8 protein-coding genes are annotated in these 21,308 nt (G+C 44.9%); 3 read left to right on the top strand and 5 right to left on the bottom strand.

Annotated elements, in window-relative coordinates:
• Window positions 1–180: 180 nt before the first annotated feature.
• Together WCM76_12125 and WCM76_12120 are read right to left on the bottom strand one after the other, a co-directional pair.
• Window positions 181–11,808: a T9SS type A sorting domain-containing protein gene (locus WCM76_12125; protein ID MEI6766382.1), complete on the bottom strand. Its 11,628-nt coding sequence runs from the start codon at window positions 11,806–11,808 to the stop codon at window positions 181–183.
• A gap of 173 nt (window positions 11,809–11,981) precedes the next feature.
• Complete coding sequence (locus WCM76_12120; GenBank protein ID MEI6766381.1) at window positions 11,982–13,556, bottom strand: SUMF1/EgtB/PvdO family nonheme iron enzyme; 1,575 nt, start codon at window positions 13,554–13,556, stop codon at window positions 11,982–11,984.
• Window positions 13,557–14,160: 604 nt separating this feature from the next.
• On the opposite strand from WCM76_12120, the gene WCM76_12115 reads away from it, so the two are divergent.
• The 3 genes from WCM76_12115 to WCM76_12105 all read left to right on the top strand — a co-directional run bounded on the left by WCM76_12115 (window position 14,161) and on the right by WCM76_12105 (window position 17,205).
• Complete coding sequence (locus WCM76_12115) at window positions 14,161–14,340, top strand: hypothetical protein (protein ID MEI6766380.1); 180 nt, start codon at window positions 14,161–14,163, stop codon at window positions 14,338–14,340.
• Window positions 14,341–14,386: 46 nt separating this feature from the next.
• Window positions 14,387–14,854, top strand: a complete 468-nt coding sequence (locus WCM76_12110) for a response regulator (GenBank protein MEI6766379.1) — start codon at window positions 14,387–14,389, stop codon at window positions 14,852–14,854.
• A gap of 86 nt (window positions 14,855–14,940) precedes the next feature.
• A complete protein-coding gene (locus WCM76_12105) occupies window positions 14,941–17,205 on the top strand; it encodes a S8/S53 family peptidase (GenBank protein MEI6766378.1) in 2,265 nt (754 codons plus the stop codon).
• Window positions 17,206–17,320: 115 nt separating this feature from the next.
• On the opposite strand, the gene WCM76_12100 is transcribed toward WCM76_12105, so the two are convergent.
• From WCM76_12100 to WCM76_12090, 3 genes are all read right to left on the bottom strand, one after another.
• On the bottom strand, window positions 17,321–20,083 hold the full coding sequence (locus WCM76_12100) for a hypothetical protein (protein MEI6766377.1): 2,763 nt from the start codon (window positions 20,081–20,083) through the stop codon (window positions 17,321–17,323).
• A gap of 94 nt (window positions 20,084–20,177) precedes the next feature.
• Window positions 20,178–20,975 carry a T9SS type A sorting domain-containing protein gene (locus tag WCM76_12095; protein ID MEI6766376.1) on the bottom strand — a complete coding sequence of 266 codons (798 nt, stop codon included), beginning with the start codon at window positions 20,973–20,975 and terminating at the stop codon, window positions 20,178–20,180.
• Between the two features lie 17 nt (window positions 20,976–20,992).
• Window positions 20,993–21,232 (bottom strand): hypothetical protein, encoded by a 240-nt coding sequence (locus tag WCM76_12090; protein ID MEI6766375.1) that lies wholly within the window; start codon window positions 21,230–21,232, stop codon window positions 20,993–20,995.
• Between the last annotated feature and the right edge of the window lie 76 nt (window positions 21,233–21,308).

Here is a 21,308-nt window from a genome sequence, read left to right as displayed (position 1 = left end):
CGGGATAGTTTCAATTGTCAATTATCTTCGGAATATTCAACGCTATTCAGGGATGGTCAACTCTTGACTCTCGACTCACGACTCACGACTCTTGACTCACGACTCTTGACTCACGTCTATTTATAAAGAAAAAGGCCACCAAATCCGGCAGCCTTCATCCCAATTATTAACCTGCCCGTTTTACCGGACATCACTTACTTTAATAAACTGCCCGTTGAACATCTGTGTTTTGCTCACTACGGAATATTTATAATTTCCTGCAGCAAAACCGTTCAGGCTGATGTAATAGGTCTGCTTGCCGTCAACAACCATTTCTTTCGCAAACACTTCCTGCCCAACTACGTTGTAAACTTTCAGCACCACTTTTTCAGCAGTCGGCAGTGCAATGTCAAAGAAAATATAATCTTCGGCAGGATTCGGGTAAACGCTGGTTCCAATCCACTCTTCGGATTTACAATCAATCGCAACTACCGATGAATAGGTGAACTGTCCGTCAAAGTCGGTTTGTTTTAATCTGTAATACGTAGTTTCCGAATACGGATTAGAGCAGCTTGCCGAATAATTGCGTGTAGTATTGCTGTTGCCTGCACCTGCTACCTTTGCAACCGATTCCCAACTTGTCATATCGGGACTCCGCTCCAGCGTGAAATAATCGTTGTTTGTTTCAGTAGCAGTAGCCCAGTCGGCGGTAACCTGACCATTGTTGCAGCTTGCAGTAAAGCTCAGCAGTTTGATAGGAAGCGGGCTGCTGAAATTATAGCCGAATGTTAACGGACTGTAAGATGTAAACGGAACAGAATTGGTGATGTAACCATTGTATGAACCAAATCCGGTACCACCCTGATTTTTCCATTTGCTGCCGTCCCAGTGTGCAATTTGCAACGCGCCTACATCAGGAATGTTGCTGCGTGCGCTGTCGTTCCAGTATAAAGTCACCCAGGGAACAGACGTTCCGCTGCGGTCCAGCGTCCAGTATTCGCGTGAACTGATGGAGTCTAGAGTGAAATCACGCTGGTTCGGGTCTTGTGGTGCCGCATTGAAGAAATATTCTGCCGTGAAAGCATCGCCTGAAGCAAATCCGCTGAGACCAATCGGTGCCCATACACCGCTCGTAATATCACCTGTCGGGAAGATGAATGGTTGTCCGTCGCCGAGCTTTTTAACCGGACCGCTTACAAAGCTGTTATCACTTACACCCTGTGCAACGGCATTCTGACCGAACACCAGCGGTGCGCCGGGATTATTCACCAGAACAACACCTGTATTCAGGAACATGGTGTCGATGACCGTGAGCTGATTATTAAGTGTGACAGCGATTGCGCTGTTTCCTTTATTGATATGCACACTGTGTGCAGTGAAGTCTGCGCCATCAACCACCGAAGGTGGGTTACCCGTAAAGTATAAGCTTCCGCTGAAGTTATAGGTTCCGTTTCCGTCCCAGTTCTTCTGAACATTGAGTGCTCCTGTGATATTAACAGTGCCCTGGTTGTTCCAATCACCGGTAGTGCTCAACGTATCGGTAACTGCTATCAGAGCTCCGGCCTGATTGTCAACGGTGCTGTCAATAACAGTCAGTCCGCTTGTAACCAGTGAATCCTTGTTTGTCATGAATCCATGAACCATCAATGTATCACTGGAATTAATCGTAGCCGTATTAATTACACTACCTGAAATATCGGTATATCCGAAGTTCTGAAGATTGCCTTTATTTATCAGGTTGCCGTTTATGCTGAGCTTTTTATTGGTATTCACGCGAACTGAAGCAAGTGTATCTATGGTCAGATTCTTACTTGCCGCATTTCTTGAATACACCGTGGGGAACAAACCGCCTGTTGGTGCCGTCGGAATCTTCACATCCATCTGTGCATTTGGTACACCGCAAGGCCAGTTGGCTGCGTTTTCCCAATGATTATCGGCTGTACCGGTCCACAGGTTTGCATTCACATTCAATGTGCTTCCTGTTGAGGTAATCTGGCAGGTACCGGCTGTGGCAGTGCAACGGAACTGATAAGTATTCATAGCCGATGTTACACTGTTAATGTTCAGCGAATCATTCGTGTTTCCTGTATAAGGTGATGTTCCCGGAACAGCTGTCCATGATGAACCGCCATTACTGCTGTAATACCACTGGAAGGTGGGCTGCCATGCGCTTACATTGTAGAAGAAGTCGGCAGGCAGTGTTTCGCAGGTATTGTAATCACTACTCTGAGCAACAGGCTGCGGCCCATTGTAATTGGCAACCACCGGTAATGATTGTGCGCTGCAACCTGTAGGTGAAGTAATCTGAACTTTATACGAACCGGCTGCGCTCAGCGTGTATGTCTGATTTGTCTGCAAACTTATTGGGCTGTTGTTCAGGTACCACTGGTACAAACTTCCCTGAGAGGAGGTAAGTGTGGGTGTTTGACCCGGGCACAGGTTCAACGGACCGGCAGGGTTGATTAACGGAGTTATGCCTGCAAGCGACGATGAGAAGCAGGAATAGCCATACGTACTTCCTTCATTCTGACCGCCGTCAATGTATGTCTGAGCCGTTGGTGAAACAAGTTGTGCAGGAGTATAGGATGATAAGCAACCGTCGTTGTACAGTGCGCTCACTTTGTAATAATAACCGGTGCCTGTTATCGTGTTGCTGTGCGTCCAGTTGGTAAGACTGCTTCCTATAAGCTGAGTGGTAGGTGTGGTGAAAGATGGATCGTTGCTCCATAATACATTGTATTGAGTAACGGCAGGGTCGTAGAATTTATCCCAGCAGAGAACCGATGCATTGTGCGATGATGCTGCATAGAAGCTTGTAGGTGCTGCGATATAATTCACCCCATTCAGTTTCAGATTACATACAGTGAATTTTCCACTGCCGTCATCCTGCGAACCATTGATATAGGTTTGTTCCTGCGGAATGGCTGAGATAGCTGCCGTATAAGAAACAGGGCAGGCATCAGCTGCAACACCTGTTATTTTATAATACGTAGTCGCAACAGGACTTGCAACAGCATGTGTATAGAAAGTAGTTGTTGCACCCGGACTTGATATTGTTGCATAGGTTCCGTTCAATGTGGCCGAAGATTGCAATGTGAAACTGCTGAACTCAGACGAATAGTCCCAGTAAAGTACATTAGCATTGTGTGATGATGCTGCAGTAAATCCGGTCGGAATGGCACTTGCCGCTGTTCCACTCAGTTTTACAGGACATATCTTCAGTGCAACTGAGCCTTCTGCCGTAGAGCCGTCTATATAGGTCTGAGCAACCGGATTTGCAGATGCTACCGGCGAATAATTTGAAGTACAACCGTCGTTGGCTGTTCCTGTAATGCGGTAGTAGTAATTTGCAATTGACGGAATGCTGTGTATATAGTTGATGGTTGTATTATTGGCTGTTGTGGTGAGGTTGGAGAATGGTCCGGAAATACCGGCAGTTGAATATTCGATAGCATACGTATTGAAATACGAATTACTTTCCCAGAACATTACATTCGCGTTATGCGAAGCCGCAACAGTGAAATTGTTCGGTGCATTCACGCCGCCTGCACCCGAAAGCGTTGTCGGGCAGATTTTAAATATTCCATATCCGTCGTTTGTCGAACCATCAATATAAGTCTGAGCAACAGAAGTGCATGGGATAAATGCCGATGACCCTATCGGACAGCCATCGTTGGGCGTGCCATTAACACGATAATAATAGGGCGTAGTACTCGTACCGCTGTGAGTCCAGCTTACTGCGTTTGCGCCCAGTGACGCACTGTTCACAAAGGTTCCGGAGTTCAATGGGTCAGTGGCGTAGGTAATTGTAAGATCACTATAGCCGGCTGCAAAATCCCAGTACATCTGGTTTGCATTGTGTGATGAAGCAACCGTAAACCCGAGAGGTGCACTGTTTCCTGCAACACCTGAAAGTTTGATATTACACAGCCGTTGTGTGCCTGAACCTTCATTGCTTGACCCGTCTATATAAAGCTGAGCAAGATCAGTTACTGCTTTAAATGAAGAAGAAGCATTCGGACAGGCGTCTGAAGTAGTTGCATTTACCCTGTAATAATAAGTCATTGGTGTGATGCCGGAATGCACCCATGAGATAGCTGATGCACCTAAACTTCCTGTTGAAAAATATGTACCTGCATTCAGCGGATCTGTTGCATAGGTTACCGTATAATCGGTGATGTTGGGTGTCCAGTCCCAGTACATAACATTACTGTTATGAGAAGCTGCAACTGTGAATCCCTGAGGACCGCTGTAGCCCGATGTGCCTGAAAGATAATTAACGCAAAGCCTTTGGGTTGCTGAACCTTCATTTTGTGATCCGTCTATATAGGTCTGAGCAGCAGGATTAACGACTTGAGCCGGTGTGTAACTCGACAAGCATCCGTCGTTATACAGTGCGCCTACTTTATAGTAATAGTTGGTGCCGTTTGTGATGCTGCTGTGCGTCCAGTTCGTGAGTGTGCCGCTTACAAGTTGAGTGTTATAGGTGGAGAAGCCCGGGTCATTGCTCCATAATACGTTGTATTGAGTTACTGCCGGATCATAGAATTTGTCCCAGCAAAGTACGGATGCATTATGAGAAGTTGCAGCATAGAAGCTGGTGGGGGCAGGAACATAATTATTCCCGTTCAGTTGTAAATTACAAACAGTCATTTTACTGCTGCCGTCATCCTGCGAACCATCAATATATGCTTGTGCTACCGGTGTTGCCGATACTATGGCAGAAGTCCCAACCGGGCATGCATCTGCAAAGGTCCCGCCGACTTTATAATAGTAATTCTGTGCTGCATTCAGTGAAGGATGTTGCCAGAATGTTGTGGTCGGCGTAAATGTCTGTGTATTGGTCATGGTGCCCTGTGAAAGACCCCAGGAGATAGTATACTGGCTGTACTCTGAAGCAAAATCCCAGTAAATTTCATTTGTCTGATGTGAACCGGCAGCAACCAGACCGCCCGGAGCCACATTGGATGCAAAACCACTGAGCTTGAAGTAACAGCTGCGGTTTTTCCCGTTCCCGTCGTCCTGTGAACCGTCAATATAAGTCTGTCCTGTCGGAACAACCAGCTGAGCAGTCGTATAACGCGATGGGCAAAGGTCAGAATATACCGCCGCAAGCTTATAATAGTAATTACTTCCGTTGGTAATACCGCTATGCGTCCAGTTTATATTCGTAGCAGCAGTATATTGATTGGTGGGCGAAGTAAATCCAATATCATTTGACCAGAGTATGCTGTACTGTGTAATGGAAGCATCAGCGTATTTATCCCAGTACATTACGGATGAATTATGTGATGAAGCCGCAGTGAAATTAGTCGGTTCCACCAGATTATTGAAGCCGTTGAGTGTAAGGTTACAGATTACACCGTGACCATAACCATCGTCCTGAGAGCCGTCAATATAAGTTTGAGCTACCGGAGTCGCTGAAACAATTCCTGAAGTACCGCCGGGGCAACCGTCAATAAAGGTGTTAGTTATCTTGTAATAATAGGGCTGACCTGCTGTAAGACCGGTATGCTGCCATGAAATAGTGGTATTGGGCGAAAATGCCTGATTACTGGATAAGGAGCCGGGAGAAGTTCCATAATAAACAGTGTAGCTGTTAAATTCAGAGGCGTAATTCCAGAATACCATGTTAGCCTGATGAGATCCGGATGCCATTAAGCCGGTTGGCGCCACATTTGATGCGCCACCACTCAATGTGAAATAACACGAACGATTCTTGCCTGCACCGTCATCCTGAGAACCATCAATATATGCCTGTGCTGTCGGATTTACCGTTTGTGCAGCAGAATAGACCGACGGACAACCATCGTTATACAAGGCAGCAACCTTGTAGTAATAATTTGTGCCACTGGTAATACTGCTATGTGTCCAGTTGGTCTGGTTGCTTCCAACTACCTGTGGGGTTGATGTTCCGAATGCCGGATCAAGACTCCACAGAACATTGTATTGGGTGACTGCAGCATCCGTGTATTTATCCCAGAACATGGCAGTTGAGTTGTGCGAAGAAGCTGCAACAAATCCCGTTACTGCCGCCAGGGGGTTGAAGCCATTGAGTGAATACGTACACATATATCCGCGCCCGCTTCCATCGTCCTGCGACCCGTCAACATAAGTCTGGGCAACAGGTATAGCTGAAACTGTTGACGAATATCCTGCCGTACACCCGTCAGTAAAGGTTCCTGTTATTTTATAAAAGTATGGCTGTGCTGCCGTGAGCGAAGAATGCGTCCAGTATGTCGTTGTGCCGGGCGAGAACGCTTGCGTGGTAGTCATATTTAAGGAAGACGTTCCCCAGTAAATCATGTACGAACTGTATTCAGACGAATAATCCCAGTAAAGCTGGTTTTGCAAATGCGATGCGGCAACCGTCAAACCTGACGGGGCAAGAGCAGTAGCACTTCCATCCACTTTTGAATAACAGCTTTTATTCTTTCCACTACCATCATCCTGCGATCCGTTAATATAATTCTGATCAACCGGGGTAGTCATTGCTATTGTAGAATATCCTGCCGGGCAGGCATCACTGAAGGTTCCGGTGATTTTATAATAGTAAGCCTGAGCTGCAGTAAGTGAACTATGTGTCCATGAAATACTGGTATTGGGCGTTACCGGCTGATTGTTGGTCATAGTGCCGAGGCTGGTGCCCCAGTTAACCGAATATCCTGAAAATTCTGAAGAGTAATCCCAGAACAACTGATTTTGCTGATGCGATGCGGCAGCAACAAAACCCGATGGTGCAACATTGGAAGCACCGCCGCCTAATTTGAAATAACAACTACGGTTTTTCCCTGAGCCATCATCCTGTGATCCGTCAATATATGCCTGTCCTGTCGGGATAACAAGCTGGGGCGCCGTATATCTTGACGGGCATCCGTCATTGTAACGGGCGGCCACCATATAATAATAACTGGCTCCGTTTGTGATACTGCTGTGCGTCCAGTTGATATTGCCACCGGTCACAATCTGAGTCGTCGGCGATGTAAAAACAACGTCATTAGCCCACATTACATTGTATTGTGTTACGGCTGCATCCGGGTATTTATCCCAGAAGAGCACCGACGAATTGTGTGAGTTTGCTGCAATCATGTTTGTCGGTTCAACCAGCGTATTATAACCGTTCAGTTTCAGGTTACAGATTACTCCGCGTCCGCTTCCGTCATCTTGCGAGCCATCAATATAGGTCTGGGCTACAGGAGTTGCTGTAACAACAGGAGATGTCCCTGCCGTGCAACCGTCAAGGAAGGTTGCCGTGATTTTATAATAGTAAGTAGTGCCTGCCGTAAGTCCGGTATGGGTCCAGAAGATGTTAGTTCCCGGCGACTGTACCTGGGTTGTTCCCATTGAACCGATACTTGTACCATAATATATCGTGTATTGCGAAAACTCAGGGGAGTAATCCCAGTAAACGTTATCCTGAACATGTGATCCGCCTGCTGTAAGGCTCGTAGGATAGATTGCAGCAGCAGTTCCGTCAAGTTTTGCATAGCAGGCCCTCTGACTAACGGAACCTTCGCCGGTGGAGCCGTCGAAATAAGTCTGAGCACTTGGATTTACTGCTTGTGCTGGGGTATAGGTTGACGGACATCCGTCATTATAGATGGCTGCTACCTTGTAATAATAATTCGTACCATTATTGATACTTGTATGAATCCAGCTGGTGAGTGTGCCTGTTACTGCCTGATTGGTATAACTGCTGAATCCGGCATCATTGCTCCACTGTACATTATACTGTGTAACTAGTGGATCTGCGAATTTATCCCAACACAGTACAGCAGAATTATGTGAATTCGCCGCATAAAAACTGGTGGGCGCCGGAATAAAGTTCACCCCGTTCAGTTTAATATTACAGGCCATCATGCGGGCACTTCCGTCATCGGTAGAACCATTGATATATGTCTGCTCCTGAGCTGTGACCGATACAGGAACCGTATACGCAACACCGCAACCGTCGGCAGTGCTGCCCGTAATTTTATAAAAATAGGGTACTGCCACACTTGCCACTACATGCGTAAGGAAGGTAGTAGTAGCGCCCAGTGTACCGATTGTGCTGTAAGTACCACCAAACGTTGTTGATGCTTGTACCGTAAAACCGTTGAAATCGGGAGAATAATCCCAATACATGACGTTCAGGTTATGAGATGCAGCAACGGTAAATCCCAGTGGCAGGTTATTGATGAATGTTCCGCTCAGTTTTGCAGGGCAGATCCGCTGAGAAGCTGCACCTTCATTGGTTGAGCCGTCAATATACGTCTGTGCAACCGGTGTCGCATTAATTACCGGCGAATAACCAACAGAGCAACCATCGTTGGCTGTGCCTGATAATCGATAATAAACCGCAGCAATCGAAGCAACGGCATGATTATAATACGTCGTGATATTGTTTGGCGCGGTGTAAATCAAAGAAAATGATCCGGCAAGACCTGTGGCAGATGATTCAATAGTATAGTTTGTGAAACCGGGTGTGGCATCCCAGAACATTATGTTGGAATTGTGAGAGGCCGCAACAATGAAGTTCAAAGGTGCATTCGTACCACCGCTGCCATCGAGTTTTGATGTGCATACTGATATTTTGCCGCTACCCTCATTCTGTGAACCGTCAATATAAACCTGACCCATGGAGGTAGTACTTACCACTCCTGAATATCCTGCACCACAACCATCGTTCATAACACCGGTAATACGATAATAATAGGTTGCAAGGGTTGGATTGCTGTGTGTGTAAAATGTAGTGGTATTTCCGGATGTCGTATATAGGTTTGTAAAAGGACCGGCAAGAGCAGTGCTTGATTCAACTGCATAGGTTGAGAAGCCGGGTGTGAAATCCCAGTACATAACATTGGCATTGTGTGATGATGCTACCGTCAACCCGCTGGGTGCATTCGCACTCGATGCTCCCGACAACAGGAAGTTGCATGTACGTATCATACCGGAGCCTTCGTTCTGGGATCCGTCAAAATAGGTTTGACCTTGTGGTGTGGTCGTTTGAACCGGAGAAGTGCCGGCAGGGCAACCGTCGGTGAATGTGTTGGATACTTTGTAATAATAGGCTTGCCCTGCTGTGAGACCCGTATGCTGCCAGAATATGGATGTGTTTGGCGTGAACGACTGTGTATTTGTTAAAGCGCCGGGTGCCGTGCCCCAGCTAACAGTATACTGACTGAACTCAGGTGCATAATCCCAATAAAGTGCATTGGCACTGTGTGATGTTGCCACCGTGAAATTAGTAGGATATACATTCGCTGCACTACCGTCAAGTGCGGCATAACAGGCTCTGAATTTTCCGCTTCCGTCATCCTGTGATCCATTAAAATAAACCTGATCCACAGGGATGACCTGCTGTGCTGCAGTATAGTTTGAAGGACATCCGTCGTTGTAGTAAGCTCCAATCATATAATAATAACTGGTTCCGGAAGTAAGTCCTGTATGAACCCAGTTGGTCAGGGTGCCTGAAACAATCTGGCTGTTCGGCGAAGTGAAGGCCGGGTCAAGGCTCCAAATCACATTGTATTGGGTTACGGCAGGATCATAGAATTTATCCCAGCAAAGTACATTGGAATTGTGCGACGATGCCGCATAGAAACTGGTGGGCGCCGGTATAAAATTAGTTCCGTTCAGCAGAATATTACACACCATCAGCTTACTGCTTCCATCATTCTGCGAACCGTTGATGTAGGTCTGTTCTACAGGTGTGGCTGAAATAATAGGCGAGGTTCCGCCAACACAACCGTCGGTAAAAGTTGCTGTGATTTTATAATAATAGGGCTGAGCGGCCGTAAGCGAAGTTTGCTGCCACGAAATCGTTGTGGCGGGTGTGAAATTCTGGGAAGAGCCCATTGAGCCCACAGAAGTTCCCCAGTACACCGTATACTGACTGAATTCCGGATTATAATCCCAGTAAATCTGATTGGCCAGATGTGAACCGGCTGCCATTAGTCCCGTCGGTGCTACGTTAGACGCGCCGCCATCAAGTTTAAAATAACAGGTTCGCATTTTACCGCTACCGTCATCCGGTGAACCATTAATATACAGCTGATCCGTCGGGGTCACCAACTGTGCGGCTGTGTATCTCGAAGGGCATCCGTCGTTATAGAGTCCGGTAACCTTGTAATAGTAAGATGACCCGGCGGTGATACCACTGTGTACCCAGTTGGTGATACCGCCTGAAATAAGTTGGTTTGCGGGGCTGGTAAAACCTGTATCGCTCGCCCACATTATATTATATTGCGTTACAGCCGGATCTGAATAACTGTCCCAGTAAAGCACTGAAGAATTTTGAGATGCGGCCGCAACCAGATTCGTGGGTGGGATTAATGTGTTGAATCCGTTCAGCATAAGGTTGCACATAATGGCATGACCTGAACCGTCATCCTGTGATCCGTTTATGTAAGTCTGAACCACCGGTACCGACGATTGCGCTGCCGTATAATTCGACATGCAGCCATCATTGTATAAAGCAACAAGTTTATAATAATAGGTTGAACCTGCCGTGAGTCCGCTCTGCGTCCAGTTGGTCAGGCTGCTGCCGATATTTTGTGTTGTAATGCTGCCAAAACCGGGGTCAAGGCTCCAGACTACATTGAACTGACTTACCAGTGGATCCGGGAACTGATCCCAAAAAAGAATATTCGCGTTGTGTGATGAAGCTACCGTTAAATTGGTAGGAGCCGGGATATAATTTAACCCGTTAAGCAATACATTGCAAACAAGTTGTTTGCTGCTGCCATCATCCGAACTTCCGTTGAAATATGTTTGAGTTACCGGTGTGGCTGAAATTACCGCAGAAGTACTTCCCGCGCAACCGTCGGCGTAAGCTGATGTTATTTTATAATAGTATGGTTGCCCTGCCGTGCGACCGGTGTGCTGATACCATGTAGTCGGATTGGTAATAACCTGGGAGTTTGTGAGAGCGCCCGGGCTTGTGCCCCAGTTAATAGTGTACTGATTGAATTCAAAGGTGTAATCCCAGTATAGTTCATTCATTTCATGTGAACCGGCAGCCGTAAAGCCTGTTGGTGGCAAGTATGGCGTTGTGCCGTTAAGTGTTGAATAGCAAACGCGCAGAGCGGCCGCACCATTATCGGTAGAGCCGCTGATGTACGTTTGCTCTACGGGCACAACAAGTTCGAGTGCCGAATATCTTGTAGGGCAGCCATCATTGTATTTGGCTGCTATTTTATAATAATAGTTACTGCCGGCAGTTATTCCGGTATGTGCCCAGTTAATATTCCCGCTTGTGATGGCCTGTGTTCCCGGGCTGGTAAAGCCGGTATCATTGGCCCATAAAATCGTATAATTCGTAACGGCGGCATCTGAGTATGTATCCCAGGTGAGTATGGATGCCTGATGTGATGCTGCGCCTTCAAGTCCGGTAGGAGGGGGTAATGGGTTATAACCATTTAATGTGTAAGTACACATATAGCCACGCCCTGAGCCATCGTCCTGTGATCCGTTGAAATATGTCTGGACAATTGGCTGTGCTGATTTTTCGGAAGATAAAAGAGTTTTATAAATAACACCGCTTACATTTACCCAGGCACGGATGCGGTAATAATAAGTCGATGATGTGCTGAGACCGCTGTGCGTGTAGTTCACAGTGGGATTACTGATTGTAATAGAGTCAGTGAGTGTAGAGAAACCTTGTGTAGTAGACCAATAAATAGAATAATGGTCGACCTGGGCCATGGTATAAGGTTCCCAGTATAAAACATTTGTTCCGTGCGATGCTGCTACCGTGAAACCGGTGACTTGCTGCGCCTGCGTTCGCAAGACCGCCAGCAGCAATATCAGGCTTAAAACACCGGCTCTACACAACCTGGTCTTAATCATGTTATCTGTTTTACAATTACGATGAAATAATTTTTCTCACAACCATTGAAGTGGTTAACCTTAATAAACAGGACGTGCCGCTCTTTCTGATTCTACAGAAAAAACAGGGCATTGCTGCCCGCCCGGTGAATAAATATCATGCTCCACCGGGCAGCAACAACATCCGTTGATTATTAAAGTTCTCTGACGCAGCGCATGCCATTGTAATAATTACGAGCGGTATAGGTGTTATTTTGGTCTCTGTTGGATACCCAGCCATAGTTATAAGCGTCATACCAACATCCACCGCGGTAACCATGCCAGTAAAATGTAGCAGCTGTATTGGTTATTTCTGTGTAACCACCAACACACCAACCGGCAACATCAGCATTACCATTGGCATTCAGCTGTCCATCACCGACGGCGCCGTTGAAGGTGGCTGCATATGAGAAATAGTTATACCACGATGGAACAACAGCTTCCCGAACGTTACCTGCCAGATCAAGGATGCCATAGTAACTTGCGCCTGCCCAACGTTTACGGTCGGTTACAGGGGTAGGCCATGTACCTGTTCTGTAAGCAAACATACCGCAACGTACTGGTCCTGTAGCAGTTGTATTGTTCATCTGTATGTTATAAGCTGAAGTAGTTGTAATTAATTCATTAACAGCACCATCATTGGTTGGTGTAGTTGTGTAGCAACCATATGTAGTTGTTCCCCATGGAAATTCGTAGGTGGTCGGGAATATCGGTTTGGGGTTGAGAGGGTCGGTATTATCTGTACCGCGGCATGCTTTTTCATATTCAAATTCTGTCATCGGCCTCAGTGCAGCCCAGTCGGCATAAGCACAGCCATCGGCGAAGTTCAGATAATTGCATGCACGCCATTTCCCGGTAAAAGAAGTCGCAACATCATCTGTTACAACAGCGTCCCAATACCAATTGTTCCTGTAGGTGGAGTTATTTGCACCAATATTTCTATTCGTTCTAGCTGCATTGTTCGGCAGGGTGTTAAAGAAGTCAGCATATTGCTCCTGACTGATTTCATACTTCATGCAATAAAAACCATCATATCCTTTTGGGAAAGCTGTCGGTAAAGTATATCCTGCGGTTACCCAAGGGTCATAGATTTTGTCTGTTGCTGCGTAACCGCTCGCAACAAAGGTTAAAGCGTTTTCGGAAGTCACCAGATAAGGCATATATCCGAGACCGGAACCTGAACTTCTTCTGTATCCGTAGGAACCACTGGGTGCGGTTGTCATATTGCCGTCACCAACAAAGAAGGGACCTCTGGGTACATATACCATTTCTATGGCAAATACCTGAACCCTTACCTGAGCATTGTTCGCAACACCGTCGGTAGCATAATTCCAACGAAGCATTACGTCGGTAAGGCTGATGTTGCCTGTACCGTCGCTGGTGCGATATACAAAAACACCTTTTCCATCACTGGTCGGATTGAAGGTCATACCGCCCGAAGGTGCTCCACTGCCAATTGAATAATCACCGGCGGTGGTTGAGAGGGTTGCATGTTTCCAGTCTTGTCCGGGAACTTTGTACTTTACAAAAATCCATGCGGCGTCGTAGTTGGCTGGGCCTCCGCTCATACGCCAGCCCATATCCCAGGCAAGGTTGAATTTTACTTTTGTGTAAGCAGGAGATGCTGTTGAGTCCTGCGCAGTCAAGCCGGCACTGGTTACCTGGATGTTTGCCGAGTTAGCGGCAAAGGCTACAATTACAAGAGCAGCCATCAGAATAAACTTTCTCATAAAATTGAATTTTGGTTAATAATTGTTATTTAATTTATAATTGTATTTAAGGAATAAGCTACCAAATCCTGATATTAATCACACAAATTTACGGAGAAATGACATTGAAGATATTAAAATGAGATGGTATTCTTACATAAAAACGAGGCACCTCTTACACGTCGTAACTTATTAAAAATAGATTAATTAATTTCTATTCACAGAATATTAAAATTATACAAATATTGAAATGTGATTTTATTACTTTATTAAATAATTAATAATCATTACTATAAGATATTTTATTTTAAATTGATTGGAGAACCACTTATATATATAAAGATTAATTATTCTTATAACAATTTAATGACTTGGCGGAAAAATCTGTACAATCAACGGCCAATTATTACATCGAAATTTTCAAATGCTGATATTTAAATACGTATAATTACTTATGTTGGTTTGTGAAATTCCTGATAATATACGGGCAGGTCTTTTGACCTGCTCACTCCTCAGTTAAATAACTCCCTCATTTCAAGACCTTAATCCCTTGATTGGGCTTGTCATACCGCCATACTTTTGGTTTATAGATTTTGATATAAACCAAACCCCAAAAACACCGAGTATGTCAAAACAATTATTCATTGAAGAGAAACACCTCAAAAACCTGCTGGACGTGGTTTCAGAAAAAAGAGAACATTGCTGCTGGGACGATATTGAATGGATAATAGTAAAGAAATATGTGCGCAAGAATCCTTTTGATGGAAAAGGGAAAAGCACCTCTACAAGGTATTTCGTAAACTGATACACAATCTGCCTTATCAAACTAAAACAAACCAACCCCCCTGACTATGAACAACTTTTTACACAGCATGGATTTCTCTTCCGCTCACGGAACCGGCGAAGTCCAGGTGTTGACGCAAATGCTGCAGGGTAAACGACCCAATGTTCTTGTGGTAGATGATCTGCACATTAATCTGGTACTGCTCGGTAAGTATATCGAAAAGTATGGCTATGAACCCGTTTTTGCCTACGATGGCGTTGAAGCTATCGAAAAACTCTGGACAAACAATTTCGACATCGTTTTCATGGATTTTCAGATGCCTGTGATGGATGGTTTCGAAGCGCTTCGTATTATTCGGCACGAACTGCCCGAGCCTCTATGCAACATTCCGGTCATTGGCGTCTCTGCTTCTATGGAACGCGATGCTATTCGAAGGTTTCTTGAACTGGGCGCAAACGATTTTATTTCTAAACCGTACGAAGCCGAAGACCTTAGGGCAAAACTCCTCAAATACGCCCATTACCTCGTGGCGTAATAACTGTTTTTTGGGAAATTAATGTATTTTTGTTCGGCAGGGTGCTTGTGCACCTTGCCGTTTTTAATTTCCTAAAAAAATTTCCGATGATAAAAAAAATATGCCTGCTTGTCACGATGTTTTCGATTGTGCATGCAATTGCATTTTCACAAAATTCAGGTATTCATAAAGCCGGGCTGTCGCCCATCACTAAAGAGTACTTGACCCGGTCGGCGAAATCGGGTACAAAGTCTATTTTGTCAAAAGATTTTGTGTATCAAAAAATTTCAGGTCAATATTACCTCAGTGCATTTCTCAAAGTAAACGAGTATTTTGAAAATAGTTCAATTTCAGCGCTTGGTGCGAAACCGGGAACGCGCGCAGGAAACATCCTTACCGTTCAACTGCCTCTTGATAAAGTTGAAGCAATCAGAAATATCCCCGGTATAGATTACATACAGCTTGATGAGCCGGTGTTTATTGCTCTCGACAGCGCACGACACGATACACACGTCGACTCTGTCCACGCAGGAATTAACCTGCCGATGGCCTATTCCGGTAAAAATGTTGTCGTTGGTATTATTGATGCAGGCTTTGACTTCACCCATCCGACACTTATGGATACTTCGGGCAATTATTACCGTGTTAAAAAAGTGTGGGAACAGAAAAGTGCCGGTACGCCTCCTGCCGGTTATACCTATGGCAATGAGCTTGCCGATAGTGCCTCTATATGGAGTGGCGCAATTGATGTGAATGCTTTCTCGCATGGAACACATGTTGCCGGTATTTCAGGCGGCTCCGGTTTTGGAAGCGATTCAACAAATTCACGCTTTCGCGGAATGGCCTTTGAAAGTGATCTGGTGTTTGTTTGTATCAAGCCCGACCCCGACCAGTGGACAACAACCGGTATGACAAATATTATCGATGGCATAAAATATATTTTTGATTATGCCGACGCCGTTGGAAAACCTGCAGTGGTGAATCTTAGCTGGGGATGCAGCATGGGCCCGCACGATGGCACTTCGCTCTTCAGCCAGGCGGTAGATAATATGACAGGTCCCGGAAAAATATTTGTCTGCTCGGCAGGCAATAACGGTGAAAACGATATTCATCTTCATAAGAAACTCACTGCGACCGATACATTACTGAAAACTGTTGTGAACTTCTCGTCTTATCTTCCCGAGAAAAAAACATGGGTGGATACCTGGGGCAATGCCGGCGACAATTATTGCGCCATGGTTACTTTATATCAGGGATCAGTGGCCGGTCAGAATACGGGTTTTATCTGTCTTGATGACAGCCTGCATGCTACCTTTCTGATAAGCACATCTGGAGATACCTGTTTTCTCGGCATAAGCACTGCCGCGGCAGAATATAACGGCAAGCCCCGTATTTTCTTCGATATATATAACAAATCAACAAACCGCATACTGATAACTCTGAAAAGCAGCAGTGCTGATATCCACATGTGGACCGGCTTTGTACAGGATTATTCGGGGTATTACGGAAAGTTCTCATCAGGCAGTATTCCGGGTGCTTCCAACGGAACACGCGATGTTACCATCAGCGATTTTGCCACAACACATTCATGTATCGCGGTAGCGGCATTTGCATCGAAAGTGAATTATATCGGCATAAATGGTGTGCCGTCATCTTACAGTTCGTACGTTGCCGAAGGAAACATCACACCGTTTTCGAGTCACGGACCGGCTGCCGACAGCGCTACAAAGCCCGATATTGCTGCTCCCGGAATGGTGCTCGGGTCCGCTATAAATTCTTACGACAGCTCATATATGAACGGAGGCGCTTCGCGCAGCGACGTAATAAGTTGTTATAACAGTCCCATAAATGGCCGCGATTACTGCTACGGCATGATGAGCGGAACTTCCATGTCGTCGCCTGTTGCAAGCGGTATTGTGGCATTGTTGTTACAGGTGAGACCGCAACTTACTCCCGACGATGTTAAGAATACCTTGCAGCATACTGCCATCACCGATAATTTTACCGGCGTGATTCCACCTCAGGGAAGTTTTTTATGGGGTTTTGGGAAAATCAATGCATACGCTGCCGTGATGTACGCCTGGCAGCAGACTAATATTGCGCAATTATCGGGCGTGCCAAATAATTTTATGGTTTATCCGAATCCGAACAATGGTAATTTTTCAGTAGATTATTTCAGTGCCTCGAATGAGTCTGTAATGGTTTCTGTGACTGATATGGCAGGCAGAATAATTATTAATTCTCAATGGAATGTTACAGCCGGACGGAATATCATAAAGCTCGATTTAGAAAGCATTTCAAATGGTATTTATTTGCTGAATGTTACATCTCATAATGGTCTTTCCGTTTATCAGATAGCGGTGCAGCATTAATATCGGGAGCACTCTTAGAATGAATCATTGGGCAGATAATTTTCTAAGAACGGTTCACTGATTTTTGTATCCAAATGCATGTTGCAGCCCGCGACAATAACGGAGCTCTATGCGCTCAATCTTCTGTCTCTTTTTTCATGAATAACAGTATATTCTTAAGCAGGCCAGCGGAACGCGAACCGTTCACATCGCCCACACACAAAGCGCCAATATTTAAAATAATGTTTGTGGAAGTTATTTGTTTGTTGTAAGAATGGTTAACAGTATAAATGCCGTTTTTACGGAAATTGCAGATTCTAGTCGTGTCTTTTCCCGGTTCCAATGTGGCAAAAACCCAGTTTCCCATCGGAAAAGTGCTGATGACATGTACAAAATATTTTCTGCAGTTTAGCGCATCAACAGTGTTCATTTGACCTGATATTTCGGTTTCTCCTGCAAAGCGATGCATTTTATTCATGCTTGTTAGTCCAACCATGACATTGGTTATTAACAGTGCATCCGATGCATTTATTCCACCGCTGGCCAGATCCGTTTTTACACTGAAATTGTAGTAGCCGGGCTTGATATTATTCAAAGTATATCCGCTGTTAGTAAGGGTTGCCGAGTCTATAGCATCAGTAGAACCGGATTGAAAGATATATACTTTCGTGATTTTTGAAGAGTTGTACAACGAATAGGGTGTGCCGGCCTGATATAAAACGGTTCCGGTAATACTGAATAATTTATATTCAACATCTGAGGAAGTCACCACACTGCATCCGTTGGAAACTATGCAATGGTAAAGGTATCCATTCATTCCAACGGTAGCTCCCGGAAGACTCAGTGTGGTTGTTGTTATACCGTTGTAAATTATTCCGTTTGTGTTCTGCCAGTTGCTTCCGCCGTTATCACTCACTTGCCACTGGTAACTGATTACCGAACCGGATGTTGCTGCTACGGTATACGTTGCAAAGCCCCCTGCGAATATCTCATCGTTTATCGGTTGCGTGGTAATAACCGGTGTCATGCCCAGACCACCCGGGCTTGTGGTTCCGCTTACCCAGGTTACTGTATAAGGTTTTGGTTTTGGTTTGCTGCCATCGGTAATTTCTTCATGAACATTTGTAAGAAAAGATAACGTGGCCGTTCCATTTGTTTTATAAAGGAATTTTAATTTTACAAGTGTACCAGAAGCCACACTGCTGGGTGATTGATTAGCCCAACCGTACCATATCTGCCCGGTAGCGCCGATATGCGGATCTACATAGTTAATTGTAGGCGATGAAAAAGATGGATGTTCTGTTTCGTATCCGCGATATCCAAGAATTGTTGTATCGGAAATTTTAATTGCAAAGGAAATAGCACTGACATCGGGCTGACCCCAACCTGAAAACATCACGGGAATGAGGACGATGTCACCTGAGCAGGCCGTTGCATTACCGAGGCTTACTGTGCACAACGAAGTTGAACTAACGCTGAAAACTGTTGCCGGACTAGTGCCGCAAGTATTGGCGGCGGTAACGCTGATATCACCTAAGGTACTTCCCGGTATTACCGTTAAGGATGGTGTTCCCTGACCTGACACGATATTCCATGCAGGCGTGCCGCCCGAGGGAACTGTCCACGCATACGAAGTGGCTCCGGGAACATTGGCAATGCTGTACGTTTCAGAAATTCCGGGAAAAGGGAACATGTTGCCTGAAATAACTCCCGGCTGTGCCGGCAAAGAAGTAATCGTAACTATGCCCGAATTCCAGTTTGTCGTGTAGGCATTGCTTTGAATATCTATCACAGTTCCTGTTCCATTTCTAAAACTCAGATTTAAAGTTCCGATTTTTTTTGCCAGAAATTTGAAAACGATGAGTGTTCCGCCGGCTATAGTGGCAGCGTTTGAGTTTGACCAGGCGTAAATTATTTTAGCGGATTTGCCACCTGTTGGAACAGTATTTATAACCGGGTTATCAAAGGATGCGTGTATGTCTTTGTTGCCCCGGTAACCAATTATTGTTGTGTCAGGAATCAGAAGTTCAAATTCAAGAGCGCCTGTATTGGGCTGATTCAATCCGGCGAAGGTTATCGGAACAAAAAGCGTTTCACCCAAACAAGCTGTCGATGATTCAATACTTAAACTGGCGCCCGCATATTTATTAACTGCAAGGGTGCGTTGTTGCCCCGTTCCGCATGAATTGGATGCTGAAACCTGGATAAAACCCGATTTTATTCCAACGGTGGTATTCAACGACACGCTTCCCTGACCCGAGTTGACGCTCCATGCCGGAGTACCGCCTGACGGAACAGACCATGCATATGATGTAGCATTTGAAACAGGGGCAATGCTGTATATTTGTGTGCTGCCGAATAACGGACTACCTGAGCCTGAGATAGCGCCCGGCTGGGCAGGAATCGTGTTCACAATGGCTGCAGCATTTGTCCAGCTCACATTATAAGCCTGACCACTCAACTTTGTGACGCCGCTGCTCGGGGTAATAAAGTTCAGACTCGAACTGCCTCCCGATTTACACAGAAATTTAAAAATGATAAGGGTGCCTGAATTCACGGTGCCAGGTGTAGTGCTCGACCACGAATAAAGTATTTTTTTACTTGTACCACCTGTGTTTACAGTATTTGTAAAGGGTGCTGTAAATGAAGGATGGATACCTGTACACCCCCGATAACCTATAATATTCGTATCAGAAATTTGTATTGAAAGATCAATGGCTGCAACATTCGGTTGGTCCCATCCCGTGAACGAAACGGGAACATACATGATATCTCCCACGCAGGTTGCCGGAGCTGTTAATGATACAGTACAATTTGATTGTGACAGCGCACTAAAAGATATTGCCTGAAGCACAAGCACTATAAATATAGAATGTGCCAATTTTGTTTTTCTTTTCATAGAATGTATATTTCATTTTTTTTTCAACTGTGTTCAATGCGTTCAATGCTCTTTGGTTTCAAACTTTGATGGCAATACTTTTGTCAATTTAGCTTTAATGTTTCACCACTATTTTTCCGGTCATTTTTGAAGTATTCCCGTTCGTACCTGTTTCTGCTATATAATAGTAAAACCCTTCGGGCAATGGTTTTACGTCCAAGGCTATCTTATTAACGATGGTAGATGGCTGATTTGCGTTTTTTGGAAGAACTAATTCACCCATCTGATTAAATAAACTAACAGAAATCTGAGTGTTTTGGGATTTTTGAAAACTAAAGAACACTTTATCATCTGCGGGGTTTGGGAAAACCATCAACGCCTTTTCCGATGTGGCTTTTGGTTGATGAATATTCGTCGAAGTGCTTACAAGGCCATTGTTCCAGGTCGTCGTATAGCTAATTCCGTCGTAATCGGCTATTTCACAGTTCTCATCGATAAATTCTATGGCTGATGTACCACCTTTGTACAGTAGTTTTATTTTTATTAGAGTATCACTGACAGCAGTTGAAGATGTCAATGAACTCCAAGAAACATAAATGTGTTGCGTGTTATTCACATAATTTGTATTCCCTGAGTTGAAACTTGGAATGGTACTGCAGAAATCCTGCAATCCTCTGTATCCAATTACGTTCGTATCCGCAATATGCATATCAAGTGAAATAGCATTTACTCCGGGCTGATTCCATCCGTCAAATATCACCGGCATCAGGATAAGTGTTCCGGGAACAGCATATATTGTGTCCATGCTTACGGATGCAATACCCGATTTCTGAGCCTTAACCGGGCCTGCTGATAAAAGCATTATTGCTAATATAAAAATGCTCGCACTGAAAATGAATCGTTTATTTTTCATTAGCTTCTATTTTTTTATTAGTGAATGATGATCATTTTTTTTGTTGCTGAACCGCGCTTGTTTGTTGAGATATAATCCATGCGATAGGTGAAAATTCCTGCTTGCAGGTCATTTCCTGAGAAAACTATTTTGTGTGAACCCGCATCCTGATTTTCATCAATCAATACCTTTACTTCTTCACCAATAACATTGAAAATTGCAAGACGGACATGCCCTGTCTCCGGAAGTACATATGATATTTCAGCAGTTGAATTCATTGGGTTCGGAATACAGTTTCCTAATCACTGTTGTCCGGTAAAAGTTTGAAAGAAGCCGAAGCATAAGCCCGGCTTC

It is taken from the genome of Bacteroidota bacterium, from assembly GCA_037133915.1.
Taxonomy (GTDB): domain Bacteria; phylum Bacteroidota; class Bacteroidia; order Bacteroidales; family CAIWKO01; genus JBAXND01.
This window is presented reverse-complemented; position numbering and strand designations above follow the sequence as displayed.

Excerpts from the sequence above, each read along its gene's own strand:
- WCM76_12125 (MEI6766382.1), bottom strand. The coding sequence starts at position 11,808 with ATGATTAAGACCAGGTTGTGTAGAGCCGGTGTTTTAAGCCTGATATTG.
- WCM76_12120 (MEI6766381.1), bottom strand. The coding sequence starts at position 13,556 with ATGAGAAAGTTTATTCTGATGGCTGCTCTTGTAATTGTAGCCTTTGCC.
- WCM76_12115 (MEI6766380.1), top strand. The coding sequence starts at position 14,161 with ATGTCAAAACAATTATTCATTGAAGAGAAACACCTCAAAAACCTGCTG.
- WCM76_12110 (MEI6766379.1), top strand. The coding sequence starts at position 14,387 with ATGAACAACTTTTTACACAGCATGGATTTCTCTTCCGCTCACGGAACC.
- WCM76_12105 (MEI6766378.1), top strand. The coding sequence starts at position 14,941 with ATGATAAAAAAAATATGCCTGCTTGTCACGATGTTTTCGATTGTGCAT.
- WCM76_12100 (MEI6766377.1), bottom strand. The coding sequence starts at position 20,083 with ATGAAAAGAAAAACAAAATTGGCACATTCTATATTTATAGTGCTTGTG.
- WCM76_12095 (MEI6766376.1), bottom strand. The coding sequence starts at position 20,975 with ATGAAAAATAAACGATTCATTTTCAGTGCGAGCATTTTTATATTAGCA.
- WCM76_12090 (MEI6766375.1), bottom strand. The coding sequence starts at position 21,232 with ATGAATTCAACTGCTGAAATATCATATGTACTTCCGGAGACAGGGCAT.